The organism is Gammaproteobacteria bacterium, from assembly GCA_028817225.1.
Lineage (GTDB): Bacteria > Pseudomonadota > Gammaproteobacteria > Poriferisulfidales > Oxydemutatoraceae > Oxydemutator.
In genome coordinates this window covers 16,477-29,927 of record JAPPQC010000029.1, presented here as the reverse complement: position 1 = coordinate 29,927, position 13,451 = coordinate 16,477, and the positions used below count along the sequence as shown (strand labels likewise).

At 66.0% G+C, this 13,451-nt stretch carries 16 protein-coding genes; 14 read left to right on the top strand and 2 right to left on the bottom strand.

What is annotated here, in order from left to right:
• A partial coding sequence (locus OXU50_04240; protein MDD9869087.1) for an acylphosphatase occupies positions 1–191 on the bottom strand: 191 nt, incomplete at its 3' end.
• Positions 192–203: 12 nt separating this feature from the next.
• A complete protein-coding gene (locus OXU50_04235) occupies positions 204–1,196 on the bottom strand; it encodes a sulfotransferase (GenBank protein MDD9869086.1) in 993 nt (330 codons plus the stop codon).
• 84 nt (positions 1,197–1,280) lie between these two features.
• Between OXU50_04235 and OXU50_04230 the strand changes: the two genes are divergently transcribed.
• From OXU50_04230 to fsa, 14 genes are all read left to right on the top strand, one after another.
• Positions 1,281–2,501: a D-amino acid dehydrogenase gene (locus tag OXU50_04230; protein MDD9869085.1), complete on the top strand. Its 1,221-nt coding sequence runs from the start codon at positions 1,281–1,283 to the stop codon at positions 2,499–2,501.
• A gap of 34 nt (positions 2,502–2,535) precedes the next feature.
• A complete protein-coding gene (locus OXU50_04225) occupies positions 2,536–3,261 on the top strand; it encodes an SCO family protein (GenBank protein MDD9869084.1) in 726 nt (241 codons plus the stop codon).
• A gap of 25 nt (positions 3,262–3,286) precedes the next feature.
• A complete protein-coding gene (locus OXU50_04220; protein ID MDD9869083.1) occupies positions 3,287–4,645 on the top strand; it encodes a methylamine utilization protein MauG in 1,359 nt (452 codons plus the stop codon).
• 4 nt (positions 4,646–4,649) lie between these two features.
• Positions 4,650–5,282, top strand: a complete 633-nt coding sequence (locus tag OXU50_04215; GenBank protein ID MDD9869082.1) for a TlpA disulfide reductase family protein — start codon at positions 4,650–4,652, stop codon at positions 5,280–5,282.
• Positions 5,279–5,563 (top strand): hypothetical protein, encoded by a 285-nt coding sequence (locus OXU50_04210; GenBank protein ID MDD9869081.1) that lies wholly within the window; start codon positions 5,279–5,281, stop codon positions 5,561–5,563. Before OXU50_04215 ends, OXU50_04210 begins: the two co-directional genes overlap by 4 nt.
• Before the next feature lie 3 nt (positions 5,564–5,566).
• The gene (locus tag OXU50_04205) at positions 5,567–6,553 is read left to right on the top strand and encodes a GHMP kinase (GenBank protein ID MDD9869080.1); all 987 of its coding nucleotides are present in this window, start codon (positions 5,567–5,569) and stop codon (positions 6,551–6,553) included.
• A gap of 28 nt (positions 6,554–6,581) precedes the next feature.
• Positions 6,582–7,490: a methylenetetrahydromethanopterin dehydrogenase gene (locus tag OXU50_04200; GenBank protein MDD9869079.1), complete on the top strand. Its 909-nt coding sequence runs from the start codon at positions 6,582–6,584 to the stop codon at positions 7,488–7,490.
• A complete protein-coding gene (locus OXU50_04195) occupies positions 7,483–8,643 on the top strand; it encodes an ATP-grasp domain-containing protein (GenBank protein MDD9869078.1) in 1,161 nt (386 codons plus the stop codon). The genes OXU50_04200 and OXU50_04195 overlap by 8 nt, the downstream gene beginning before the upstream one ends.
• Positions 8,644–8,707: 64 nt before the next feature.
• Positions 8,708–9,670, top strand: coding sequence for a methenyltetrahydromethanopterin cyclohydrolase (gene mch, locus OXU50_04190; GenBank protein ID MDD9869077.1), 963 nt, complete (start codon positions 8,708–8,710; stop codon positions 9,668–9,670).
• Between the two features lie 9 nt (positions 9,671–9,679).
• Positions 9,680–10,645: an alpha-L-glutamate ligase gene (locus OXU50_04185; protein ID MDD9869076.1), complete on the top strand. Its 966-nt coding sequence runs from the start codon at positions 9,680–9,682 to the stop codon at positions 10,643–10,645.
• An 18-nt stretch (positions 10,646–10,663) separates the two neighbouring features.
• The gene (locus tag OXU50_04180) at positions 10,664–11,551 is read left to right on the top strand and encodes a triphosphoribosyl-dephospho-CoA synthase (protein MDD9869075.1); all 888 of its coding nucleotides are present in this window, start codon (positions 10,664–10,666) and stop codon (positions 11,549–11,551) included.
• Between the two features lie 2 nt (positions 11,552–11,553).
• Positions 11,554–12,078, top strand: a complete 525-nt coding sequence (fae, locus tag OXU50_04175; protein ID MDD9869074.1) for a formaldehyde-activating enzyme — start codon at positions 11,554–11,556, stop codon at positions 12,076–12,078.
• 110 nt (positions 12,079–12,188) lie between these two features.
• Positions 12,189–12,707: a DNA-deoxyinosine glycosylase gene (locus tag OXU50_04170; protein ID MDD9869073.1), complete on the top strand. Its 519-nt coding sequence runs from the start codon at positions 12,189–12,191 to the stop codon at positions 12,705–12,707.
• A gap of 33 nt (positions 12,708–12,740) precedes the next feature.
• The gene (fsa, locus tag OXU50_04165; GenBank protein ID MDD9869072.1) at positions 12,741–13,394 is read left to right on the top strand and encodes a fructose-6-phosphate aldolase; all 654 of its coding nucleotides are present in this window, start codon (positions 12,741–12,743) and stop codon (positions 13,392–13,394) included.
• Positions 13,395–13,451 lie beyond the last annotated feature (57 nt).

Below are 13,451 nucleotides of genomic sequence, written 5' to 3'. Positions count from 1 at the left end.
CCTTCGGCGACCGCCTGCCGAACCTGCGCGACCGCGTCGGCATCGCCGTACAGCGCGACCTCAACGCGCCCGTCGGGCAGGTTTCTGGCGTAGCCGGTCACCCCGCGCCGTTGCGCCTGTGCACGCACAAAGGCGCGGAAACCGACGCCTTGAACGCGCCCGCTGACCCGTATTTTCACGCCGTCCGTCATCGCGCGCGCCCGTCAGTCGGCGGGGCGCCCATCAGAGGAGCGTCCATCAGAGAAACGGTAACCGCCCAGTTCACGCGGATAGCGCCCGATGCCGGCCTTGACATCGGCAAGCGCCCGTTGCGGCCAGTGGATTTGCGTTCGGCTTTTGTGGGTGTCGGCATAGACAATGGAAGCGCAGTCGTTCAGGTACTCCTCATTATAGTCCAGCCCGATGAAACGGCACAACCGCCCGATGCAGTCGCGCGGGCGGGCGATGAAGTCTTCGTGGCGCAGAATCAGCAACTCGTCTTGCGGCAGGTCTTTTGTGGATTGGTGAACTGAAGCGGCCAGTTCCAGATAGCGCCGGATGCAGCCGTCCAGGTCGCGCTCAAAATGGCCCGGCGGCGCGCCGAGCCGCGCATACATCGTGGCGATGGTGTCGTAGGGGTTGCGCGTGATGTGCACAAGCCGCAGCGGCAGGCCGACCCACGAGCGCATTTTTTCAAGCAGCCGGGGGTCTTTTTTCGCAATCACCTCGCTCAGCCTGCCGCCGCCCTTGTCGCCGATGACCCGCAGTTTCGAATAGCGCCCCTGCCACTGGCCGGGAACGGCGTAGGAGTAACCGCCGCCGCCGATGCAGCCGTCTTCGCTCCATTGCCGGTCGCGTTCAAGGATGGCGGTGAACAGTTCCTCGCGCGCGGCGCCTTCCCACAGGTAGCGAAAATCGCGCAGTTCATTGCTGACGACGGCCTCCGGGTGCGCGCTCAGAATGGCGCCGATGATGCTGTGCCCGCTGTACGGGTAGCCGATGAACAGGCAGTATTTCTCAAGATCGGCGAAGGTCGCGGCGGGCAGCGGCGTGCAGCGCGGCGGCGCGTCGCCGAACCACGAAGTCGGCACGAAGAAGCGCGGGATGAAGCGTCTAATAAGGGGCGCCCTGCGCGCGATTTTCCGGAGAATGCCCGCCAGCCCGTCGCGCACTTCGCGCAGGCGCTGTTTGATTTTGTCATCGGGCGGGCGGGGCATGGCGGTTTCCGGCGACTGCCGGATGCGGTTCAGGCGTTGTGCGCGACAGGGTAACATAGCACACAGGGGGGAAGGCGATTCATCATGCGAGTTTGTGTTCTGGGCGCCGGCATCGCCGGTGTGACGACGGCCTACCGGCTGAACCGCGAAGGTCTCGATGTGACCGTCGTGGAGCGCCGCGAGTGCGCCGCGATGGAGACTTCGTTCGCCAACGGCGCCCAGTTGTCGGTTGGCAACGCGCAGCCGTGGGCGCAGCCGGGCATGGCCTTCAAGGCGCTGAAATGGATTTTCAGGGAGGATTCCAGCCTGTTCATCCGCCCCAGGCTGTCGTGGCGCGAGTGGTACTGGATTGCCGGTTTTTTTGCGAATTGCCGCGCCGCCGCCGCCGAACGCAACACCGCCGCGCTGGTGAAGATGTGCCTGCGCTCGCGCGATTTGTACTATGAATTGCTTGAACGCGAGAACATTGAATTTGATTTTTCCAGAAGAGGCGTCCTGCATTTCTATCTCGACCGCGGCGAATACGAGCGCGCGAAACAACTGGGCGCGTGGCGGGCGGGCGGCGAACAGCCGCTGCGCGCGATGGTGGACACCGCGGAAATTCTGCGCATCGAACCGACGCTTGAACGCATCGCCGAGCGCATAATCGGCGGCTTCTACGCCGGCGAGGACGCGACCGGCGACGCGCACGCCTTCTGCCGGGCGCTGGCCGGCATCTGCCGCGAGCGCGGCGTCGAGTTTCGTTACGACACCGACATCACCGGTCTCGCGCCGGGGCGCGGCGAGGTCGTCGTCCACACCGGCGGCGAGGCCATTCGCGCCGACCATGCGGTCTGTTGCCTTGGCCCGTACTCGCCGCTGTTGCTGGGCAAGGCGGGCGTCTTCGTCAATGTCTATCCGGTGAAAGGGTATTCGCTGACCATCCGGCTGGAAGACGCGGCCTCGCGCGAGGCGGCGCCGTCGGTGTCGGTGCTCGACGACCGGCGCAAAATCGTCGCAAGCCGCCTCGGCGACCGGCTGCGCGTGGCCGGCACCGCCGAACTGGACGGCTACAACCTTGACATCCGCCGCCGCCGCATCGCGCCGCTGATGCGCTGGGTGCGGGAGTTGTTTCCGGGCATTTCGCTCGAATACGCGGTGCCGTGGGTCGGATTGCGCCCGGCGACGCCGTCCAACCTGCCGCTTGTGGGCGCCACTCGCCACCCCCGCCTGTGGCTGAACACCGGGCACGGCACATTGGGCTGGACGGCGGCGATGGCGACGGCGGAGCAGGTCTGCCGTGCTATACTGGAATGCCGCGATTAACGCGGTGCAAGAGGTTGCAAGGAGGTTGGCCAACATGCTGAAAGGATTGCATTTATTCGGCGTCATCGCGCTGTTTTTCCCGGCTTTTGCCGTCGCCGACGGCGCCCGGGCCGGGCATCAGACAACGGCGCCCGAAGACGAACCCGTCGCCGTCGAGATACTGGCGCCGGGGTGGGGCAAACTTGAATACGAACTGCCGACGCCGGGCAGCTACGATTTGCCGAAAATCCGCAAGGCCGCCGACGGCGAGGTGCTGCTGGCGGACGGCTCCGATGCGCGCCTGCAAGATTACCTGCACGGCAAAATCTCGGTGCTGTCGTTCATCTACACCCAGTGCCAGGATGTCAACGGCTGCCCGCTGGCGACCTTCGTGCTGCAATCCCTGAAAAAATCGCTGAAACGCCATTCGCACCTTTCCAGCGAGGTGCGTTTTGTCAGCATCAGTTTCGACTACGAGCGCGACACGCCCGAAGTCATGCGTGATTACGCGAAGGACTTTCAGGGCGGCGACTCCGAGTGGCTGTTCATGACCACCGAATCGGACGCCAAACTGCGCCCCATCCTGAAGGAATACAGCCAGTATGTGAACAAGGCACGCGACGAGGAGGGCGGCGCCGTTTTCGCGCACATCCTGCGGGCCTACCTGGTGGACGCGAGCGGCTACATCCGCAATATCTACAGCGTGGATTTCCTGCACCCGGACCTGCTGATGGCCGATATTGAAACCGTGCTGCTCGAGACGCGGGCCTCGCGGAGGTGAGCGCCCGGGCTTTCGCGGCGCGGTAATGAAACCGGGGCTGTCCTTGTTCCGCCGCGCGCCGCTGATGTTGGCGCTGGCAGTGTCGTCGGCAGTGTCTCTGACAGGGGCGCTGACGCTGGCGCCGGCGGCGCCGCCTCCGGCGCAGGCGCAGGGCGACGAAATCCTGCGCTCCGGCGACTACAAGGAGGGCTACGAGTCCGCCGACTACAAGACCCGCTCGCGCAGCCTGGAAAGCCGCAAGGGGCGCGAGACCGACCTCTACGCATTGTCGCGCAAACCGCCCGCGGGTTTGCCGCCGGTGCCGGACGCGCACGCCAACCCCTTGTCGCGCAAGGGCATCGCGCTGGGCCGCCGGCTGTTTTTCGACCGCCGGCTGTCGCTGAACAACACGATATCCTGCGCGATGTGCCATGTGCCGGAGATGGGCTTCGCCCACAACGAACTGAAAACCGCGGTCGGCTTTGAAGGCCGCGGCACGAGGCGCAACACGCCGACGCTGCTGAATGTCGCCTACCGGGTGCCGCTGTTTCACGATGGCCGCGAGACTTCGCTTGAAAACCAGGTCTGGTCGCCGCTGCTAGCGCGCAACGAGATGGCCAACCCCTCTATCGGCGCCGTCATTCAGAAAATCAACCAGATCAAGGAGTACCGCGGGCTTTTTCAACAAGTGTTTGATGGCCGCGGCCCGTCAATGGAAACCATCGGCATGGCGCTCGCCCAATACCAGCGCACGCTGCTGTCGGCCAACTCGCGTTTTGACCGCTGGTATTACGGCGGCGAGAAAGACCTGCTGACGCCCGAAGAACGCAAGGGCTTCGGAATCTTCACCGGCGAGGGGCGCTGTTCGTCGTGCCATCTGATTGGCGACAAACATGCGCTGTTCACCGACAACCAACTGCACAATACCGGCATGGGTTTCAGCGCGTCCATGGGCAAGCGGCAGCCGACCCGGCGCGTCCAGCTGGCCCCGGGTATTTTCGCCGACCTGGAATCCGAGGCCATCGAGCGGGTGACCAGGGCGCCGGCCCGCTTCAACGATGTCGGGCGCTATGAAGTCACGCAGGACCCGGACGACCGCTGGAAATTCATCACGCCGACGCTGCGCAATGTCGCGCTGACCGCGCCGTACATGCACAACGGCGAATTGCTGACGCTTGAGGAAGTCATCGAGTTCTACGACAAGGGCGGCGTGCCCAACGAACTGCTGAGCCCGCTGATTCAGCCGCTGCAACTGCCGGACAGCGGCAAAAAGGCGCTGATTGCGTTCCTGCGCACGCTGACCGGCGGCAACACCGCCGAACTGGTGTCGGATGCGTTCGCGGCGCCGGTCGGCGAACTCAGTCGCGACGATCCATTCTGGGCGAACCGGCGTTTCAGGGAATAACGCCGTGAAGTCCGCCGCCCGGCCTGCGGGGCGTTGTCGGCGCGTTTTGCGCGCCGCCTGCACGATGCTGGTTTTGTCGCTGCTTGCGCCGCCCGGCGGCCCGCACGCGGCGCCGGGCGAACCGGCAAGGCTGCTTGACCCGATTCCGGGAGAACGCGCCGCCCACGGCTTTTCGCTGCCCGACACCGGCGGGCGGATGCACTCGATGGAAGACTACGGCGGGCGTTTGCTGCTGGTGGCTTTCTGGTCATCCACCTGCCCGATTTGCCTGAACGACCTCAACAACCTGGAAATCGCCTACCGCTTTCTGCGCGACAGCGGTTTTGATGTGGTCGCGATTCACGCCGGCGGCACGGCGTCTGAAGTGGGCGAGTTCATCAAGACGACGCCGGTCAGTTACACGGTGCTGGTGGACAGCGCGCTGAAGATGGGGGAATGGGGCATCCCGGCGGTGCCGACCGTCTATCTGGTCAGCCCGCGAGGGCATCTGCTCTACCGCGCGGTCGGCGCCCGCGACTGGGGCGCGCCGCCGCTGCTCGACCAGTTGCAGGCCATTGTCCGCCGCCACCGCGGTGGAAAAGACGAAGGCAATGACGAGGGCGCAAGCCCGCCGCCCGATTCCATGCCGCCCCAATGACGGACGACACCGCGGCGGCGCTGCGCGCCTATCTGGAGCAGCATTTCCCCGGCGCCGCCATTGAAATTGCGCGCGGCGGCGATGATGACCGCTATCTGTGCACCATCACCGCGGAATCCGGACAATACCGCCTCGCCGTGCTTGATGAGGCTTTTTCAGGCCCCGGTTTCACCGGCGTCGCCCCTCAACTGGAGTCTTTCGGCGCCGCGCAGGTCATGCGCGACATGGCCGGCTTCCCGGTCACGGTAACCGCCAACGGCTGTGTTTTTGAGGATGTCTGATTGATGGCCGGCCAATCAGCCGTCTGCCGTGTCGTCGCGCCCGCGCGTTTGCATCTGGGGTTTCTTGATTTGCACGGCGGTTTGGGGCGGCGGTTTGGCGGTGTCGGCATTTCGCTGAAGGCGCCGGTTACCGAACTGCGGCTGTCGCCGGCGCCGGCGCTTGAAGCGGCGGGGCCTGCGCGCGACAAGGTGCTGGAACTGGCCGCCCGCTTTGACCGCGCCTGCGGCGTCGGCAGTCGCGCGCGCATTGAGGCGGTGCGCGTGATTCCCGGGCACAGGGGGCTGGGGTCGGGCACCCAGTTGGCGCTGGCCGTCGGCCACGGGCTGAGCCGTTTGCACGGCCTCAATTTGTCAAGCCGCGAGATTGCCGCGCGCCTCGGGCGCGGGCGCCGGTCGGGAATCGGGATTGCCGCGTTTGACGACGGCGGCGTCGTCGCCGACGGCGGCAAAAAAGACGGCGATGACGAGCCGCCGCCAGCCATCCTGCATCTGCCGTTTCCGGAGGAGTGGCGGATTGTGCTGATTTTCGACGAGGGCGGGGCGGAGGGTTTTCACGGCCCGGACGAAGAAGAGGCCTTTGCTGAATTGCCCGAGTTTTCAGCGAAATGCGCCGGTTTCCTGAGCCGTCTTCTGACAATGAAAATGCTGCCGGCGCTGGCCGGGCGCGACTGCGCGTCCTTTGCCGAGGCGGTCGGCGAGTTTCAGGCGCTGGTCGGCAGTTACTTTTCACCGGCGCAGGGCGGCGGTTATTATGGCAGTCCCGGCATCGGAAAAATTCTGGATTATCTGGGAGAAAACGATATAAAAGGGACAGGCCAGAGTTCCTGGGGGCCGACCGCCTTCGTCATCGCCGGCGACCGCGACGGCGCCGAAAACCTGAAAACGCGGATTGAAAACTTCATCGCAAACGACGCTTTCTTCGATTCACACCGGATTAAACTGCTGATTACCGCCGGCAACAACCGCGGCGGCGAGATCATCGCGGCGTAATGTCCGGCGCAACCTGACAGAGGGAGAAATGGAAAAATTTCACATACTGCACATGTTCACTTCGGCCCCGAACCTGAGTCCGTTCGATGCCAATATGGCGGCGGACGCCGGCTGGCACACGCTGGTGCCGTACACCTCGCTTGAGGTCGGCGACATCCCGGGCCTGGTTCAGGACGCGATGTTTTCGCGCAGTCCGTCGGGCGTCAAGCGCACCGGCATTTTCATCGGCGGGCGCGACATGGGGGTCGCGCTGCAAATGCTGGAGGAGGCGCGCAAGGTGATGTTTCCGCCGTTTCAGATGTCGGTGCTGGCCGACCCGAGCGGCGCGTTCACGACAGCCGCCGGCATGATCGCCGCGGTCGGCACGCGCTTGCAGCGCGACCACGGCGCCGACTGGGACGGCGCGAAAAGCCTGATACTCGGCGGCACCGGGCCGGTCGGCATGGCCGCCGCGATTCTGGCCGCGGAACTGGGCGCGTCGGTGACGATCATGAGCCGCTCGGCGGAGAAGGCGCAGGCCGCCGTTGAAAACTGCCGTTCTTTCGCCGACGGCGCGCTGTCGCTGTCGGGGGCGGCGGACACGGACAAGGCCGGGCAACTCGCGGGCGCCGATGTCGTGCTGGCCACGGCTGCCGCCGGAATCGAGGTGCTGAGCGCCGCCGAAATCGCCGGCGCGCCGGCGCTGAAGGTCGCCGCCGATGTCAACGCCGTGCCGCCTTCCGGCGTCGCCGGCCTGGAGGCGCAGCACGACGGAACGCCCTTGCCGGGTTCGAAGTCGGGCGCGGTCGGCGTCGGCGCGCTGGCCATCGGCAACATCAAATACCAGGTGCAGCACCAACTGCTGCAACAGATGCGGGATAGCGACGAGCCGGTGTACCTGCACTATGAAAGCGCCTGCGAAGTCGCGCGCAAGTATGCCGCCGAACGGGATGCCTGACGGGACGCCTGGCTCCGGCCCCGACCTGCTGATCATCGCCGCGAGCGCGCGGGCGCTGGCGCAGTCGGCGGTGAAGTCGGGCCTGCGCGCGGCGGTGATAGACGCCTTCGGCGACCGCGACACCCGCGATGTCGCGGTGTCGGCCAGCCGCGTGCCGCTGACCGCCGAAGGGCTTGCGCCGGATGCGCTGCAAAAGGCGTTCAGGCGTGCCACCGCGCGTTTCGGCGCGTCGCTGAAAGGCTGGATTGCAGGCCCCGGCGTCGAGAATTGCAGCGGCCTCTTTGATGATTTTTCCCGCCGACTGCCGCTGCTCGGCAACGAGCCGGATGTTTTCAGCCGCTGCACAGACCGCGCAATGCCGGCGTTGGCCGCCGATTGCGGACTGCCGTGCATGCCCTGGCGCGAGAATCTTCCGGCGCTGTCAAAGTCACCGATTGCCGCCGGCGGCGCGCACATCCGGCGCGATGGCGGCGCAGCAGAGGACGGCGCGCGGCGTTACCGGCAGACCTATCTGCCGGGGGTCGGGGTTTCTCATTTGTTTGTGGCCGACGGGCAAGGCGCCGCGACTTTGGGTTTCAGCACGCAGTGGCATTCGCGGCATTGCCGCGAGCGGCCATTCGCCTACGGCGGCGCGGTGAACCGCTGCGCGCTGCCCGATGCGTTGCGCGCGCGGGCCGAAGAGGGCGCGCAGGCGCTGACGGCGGCGCTCGGTTTGCGCGGCATCAACAACGCGGACTATCTGTATTGCGCGGGCCGCCTGTATTTCCTTGAACTCAATCCGAGGCCGGGCGCGACGCTGGCGCTGATTGACGACGACTACCCGCACGGCCTGATGGATGTGCATTTGCAAGCCTGCCGCGGGCGCCTGGCGCCGCCGCGCCCGGCCCCGGCGGTGCGCGCGTGCGCGGTGATGTATGTAGCGGCGGACACCGCGCTGCCGGATGATTTTGACTGGCCGAACGAGGCTTGCGATGTGCCGGTCGCAGGGGGCGTGTTCCGCGCCGGCGAGCCGCTTTGCAGCCTGATGGCCGAAGGCGATGAGACCGCGCCGGCATTGTCCCGGTTGCAGGCCTCCATACGCGACTTGACAGCGCGGTTGGGCCGGTTGCGCCATCCCCCGATTACAGCGGCAACAGCAGAAATCGCAGCATGAACCCAATCAGCACCGTCAGATTGGCGCCGCCGCAGGCGTTTTGCGCGGCAACAGGAACCACGCCATGAGCCAAATCAGCCTGAACCGGTTGGTGGCGCCGCTGGTTGAGCAGTTGTGCGAGCGGCGGGCGGAACTGGGCCTGTCCGTTACGCGTTCAGCCGACGGCGTGCGCCTGGTGGATGCCGGCATTGACGCGCGCGGCGGCATTGAGGCCGGGCGTCTGATTGCTGAAATATGCCTCGGCGGTCTCGGACAGGTAACGCTGACTCACGGCGGCGTCGCGCCGCGCTGGCCGCTGACGCTACATGTACACACCGCCGCCCCGGTGCTGGCCTGCCTTGCGTCGCAATACGCCGGCTGGAGTTTGTCGCACGGCGAAGGCAAAGAGGCTTTTCATGCGCTGGGTTCCGGGCCTGCGCGCGCGCTGGCGCTGCGCGAACCGCTGTTTGAGGAACTGGGCTACAAGGACGACGCCGACGACGCGGTGCTGGTGCTGGAGACGGACCGCCCGCCGCCGCCGCCGTTGCTGAGCAAGATCGCCGACCGCTGCCATGTCGCCGCCGACCGCCTGACGGTCATCCTGACGCCGACCACCAGCCTCGCCGGCTCGGTGCAGGTCGTCGCCCGCGTGCTGGAAGTCGGCCTGCACAAGGTGCATGAACTCGGTTTCAGCCTCGGCGATGTCGCCGACGGCGCCGGCAGCGCGCCGTTGGCGCCGCCCGCCGCCGACTTCGTGCAGGCGATGGGGCGCACCAACGACGCCATCCTGTTCGCGGGCCGGATTCACCTGTTTGTCGGCGGCGGCGAAGACGCGGCGCGGCAACTCGCCGAGGCGCTGCCAAGCGGCGCCTCGCCGGATTACGGCAGGCCGTTCGCCGAGATTTTCAACGCATACGAGCGCGATTTCTTCAAGATAGACCCGATGCTTTTCAGTCCGGCGCAGGTGGCCGTTACGCATTTGCCGAGCGGGCGCACTTTCCACGCCGGCGCCGTCGCCCTCGACCTGCTTGATCAATCGTTCGGCTGAACGGACTCCGTGAATTCCGTTCCGCACATCGCCCTCGTCGCCGATGAATGCGGCTGGCACTGCGCCCGTCTGAAAGAGGCCTTCGCCGGGCGCGGCTGCCGCGTGACGCGGGTGGCGCTGCCGGATTGCGAGTTCGGCGCCGACGGCGCCGGGGTGTCGCTGCCCGGTTTCGGGCGAACGCTGCCCGACGGCGTTTTCGTCAGGGGGGTGCCCGCCGGTTCGCTCGAGTCGGTCGTGTTTTACCTTGATGTGCTGCACGCGCTGCGCGAGGCCGGCGTGCGCGTCTATAACGACGCGCGGATGATCGAGCGCAGCGTGGACAAGGCGATGACCAGTTTTCTGCTGCGCCGCGCCGGCATCGCGACGCCGGCGGCGTGGTCGTTCGCGCGCGCCGAACGCGCGCGTGCATTCGTCGCCCGGCACGGCGGCGGCGGCGGCGGGCTGGTGCTGAAGCCGGTGTTCGGCTCGCAGGGCAAGGGCTTGCAGCGAATCGGGCCGGGCCGCCCGCTGCCTGCGGCGGACGGCGAGGAGCGCGTGTTCTATCTGCAGCAGTTCATCAAGAGCGAGGGCGACGGCTGGAGCGACTGGCGGGTTTTTGTCATCGGCGGCGGCGCGGTCGCCGGCATGAAGCGCGTCGGGCGCGACTGGGTCAGCAATGTCGCCAACGGCGCCGAATGCCACGGCGTTGAAATCGCCTCCGAAGCGGCGCGGCTGGCCGAGGCGGCGGTCGCCGCCATCGGCCTGTTTTACGCCGGCGTGGATCTGATACGCGACGGCGAAGGCCGCTGGTGGGTCACCGAACTGAACAGCATCCCGGCCTGGCGCGGCTTGCAAAGCGTGACTTCGGTGGACATCGCCGCCCGCCTCGCCGACGATTTTCTGGGCGGCGGCGAATGCACTGGTGACCGCGCCGATGTGCGTGCCAATGAACGGGCCAATGAAAAGGGCGTCGAAGAAGGCGTTGGCGGCGGCTGACGCGCCGATGAAAACACAATGAACGAAACGCCGGATAAGGCGCTGGCGGCGGCTTTCCGGCGTGCCTGCCGCGCCGATGTCGAGGCGTTGAAGCCGGGCAATGTCGGCGTTCACGGCGCCGGCCACGGCATGGATTGGCGCGACTTTGTCGAGAGCGCGAACGCCTGCGCCGGGCCGCTGTGCCGTGTGCAGGACACGCCGGGCGGGCGCATTCTGTCGGCCATCGAGGCGACGCGGCGGGTGGTCAACCAGAACACCAACCTCGGCATCGTGCTGTTGTGCGCGCCGCTGGTGCAGGCGGTGTTTCAGCGCGCGCCCGGGCAGTCGCTGCGCGACGCCGTCGCCGGCGTCCTTGATTGCACGACGGTGGCCGACGCCGCGCAGGTCTATCGCGCGATTCGCCTGGCCGGCGCCGGCGGCCTGGGGCGGGTGGAGCGCCTCGATGTCGGCGCCGAGCCGGACGCCACCTTGCGCGAAACCATGCGCGAGGCGTGCCGGCGCGACCGCATCGCCGCGCAATATATCAATGATTACCGGGAAGTTTTTGACTATGCCGTGCCGCTGCTGCTTGAATTCCGCTCAAAATGGGGGCATAATGGCTGGCCCGTCGCCGGCGTCTATCTGACGCTGCTGGCGGAATACCCAGACAGCCTGGTTGATCGAAAGCACGGCGCGCGGAAAGCGGCGGTGACAAGCCGCGAAGTTGCGCCGCTTCAAAGTCAGTTCGTCCGAAGCAGCGAGCCTGAGAAATTCAGGCGCCGGCTTCTGGCGCTGGATGTCAGCCTGAAGCAAAAGGGTCTCAATCCCGGGACAACCGCCGACCTGACCGTCGCCGGTGTTTTTGCCGCTGAACTGGAGCAGCTGATTGCAGTTGCATCAACACAAACCAACAGTACCAAGGAGTAAAAATGGCAATTGACAAAGTTATGGTCGGGGAAGCCCTGGTCAATGACAACGATCCTTCCGGCACGATGGCGGAAATCGCCCATATTGACCTGATGATAGGGCCTCGCGGTTCCGCCGTCGAGACCGCCTTCTGCAACGGCCTCGTGAACAACAAGGACGGCTTTACATCACTGCTGGCGGTCATCGCGCCGAACCTGCCGTGCAAGCCGAACACGATGATGTTCAACAAGGTGACCATCAAGGGTGAGAAGCAGGCGGTGCAGATGTTCGGCCCGGCGCAGGCCGCGGTGGCGAAAGCCGTCCAGGACTGCGTCGCCGAGGGCACCATCCCGCAAAGCGAGGCCGATGACGCCTATGTTTGCGTCGGCGTGTTCATTCACTGGCAGGCCGAGAGCAACGAGGCGATCTACGAAAACAACTACAAGGCGACCAAGCTCGCGATTGAGAACGCCGTCCAGGGCAAGCCGACCGCCGCCGAGGCGACGGCGCAGAAGGACAGCGCGGAACATCCGTTCAAGGGCTTCTGAGCCTGGCCCGTGGGCCATCAAACCGAACCCCGGCACGACCGCGTCTGCCGGGGTTTTTTTTCACCCGGCGGATGAAGCGGGCGGCGTCTGAGGTCCCGCCTGAAGCCTCGTTGCAAGGCTTTCCAGCGCTGGAATCGGCGGCGGCGCGCGTGCTGATTCTGGGTTCGATGCCAAGCGCCGCGTCATTGCGGGCGGGCGAGTATTATGCCCATCCGCGCAACCAGTTCTGGGCCATCATGGGGCGCTTGTTCGGCGCCGGCGCCGATCTTCCATATTCCGAGCGTTGCCGCCGCCTGGTGGCCTGCCATATCGCCGTGTGGGATGTCATCGGGCGCTGCGAGCGGCGCGGCAGCCTGGATTCCGACATTGAGGCATCTTCCATCGTCGTCAACGATTTCGCGGCTTTCTTTCGCCGTCACCGCCGCGTCGGGTTTGTCTTTTTCAACGGCCTGAAGGCCGGGCAGGTGTACGACCGGCATGTGCCGGCGGGCGCGTCCGGCGCGGGGCGTGCGCCGGAATACAGGCGCCTGCCTTCCACCAGCCCGGCGCACGCGGCGCTGTCGCTTGAAGACAAGTTGCGGCAGTGGCGGGTGGTGGCCGAATGCGCGCGGGCGCGCGGCGCGCCTTGACAGTTTTTCGCTTTTGATTGAGCATGTTCAGCCATGAAATTCTTTATTGACACCGCCAACATCGGGCAGATTGAGCGCATCGCCGGCCTCGGCGTTCTGGACGGCGTGACGACCAATCCGACGCTGATGGCGAAGGAGGGGATACGCGGCGACAGCGCCGTTCACGCGCATTACCGCAAAATCTGCGAACTGGCCGACGCCGATGTGTCGGCGGAAGTCATCGGCACCACCTTTGATGACATGATGCGCGAGGCGCAGACGCTGGCGGCGCTGGACCCGCGCATCGTCGTCAAGATACCGATGCTGCCCGCCGGGGTGCGCGCGCTGCATATACTGCGGGAGAAGGGCATCCGGACGAACTGCACGCTGGTCTTTTCGGCGGCGCAGGCGCTGCTCGCGGCGCGCGCCGGCGCCAATTACATCTCGCCTTTCATCGGGCGCTTTGACGACATCGGCGAGCCGGGCGCCGAGTTGATACGCCGCCTGACCTGGATTTTCGGCCACTATTCCTTTGACAGCGAGGTGCTTGCGGCCTCGATTCGCAGCCCGCTGCATGTCGTGCAGTGCGCCGAGGCCGGCGCCGATGTCGTCACCTGCCCGTTCGCGGTGTTTGAGGCGATGTTCCGCCACCCGCTGACCGACGCCGGGCTTGAGAAGTTTCTGAAGGACCACCGCGCAAGCCAATAATCCGGCGTTGAAAAAAGTGCTTTCAGGTGCCTGCCCTGCGGACGCCGGCGCTGTCAC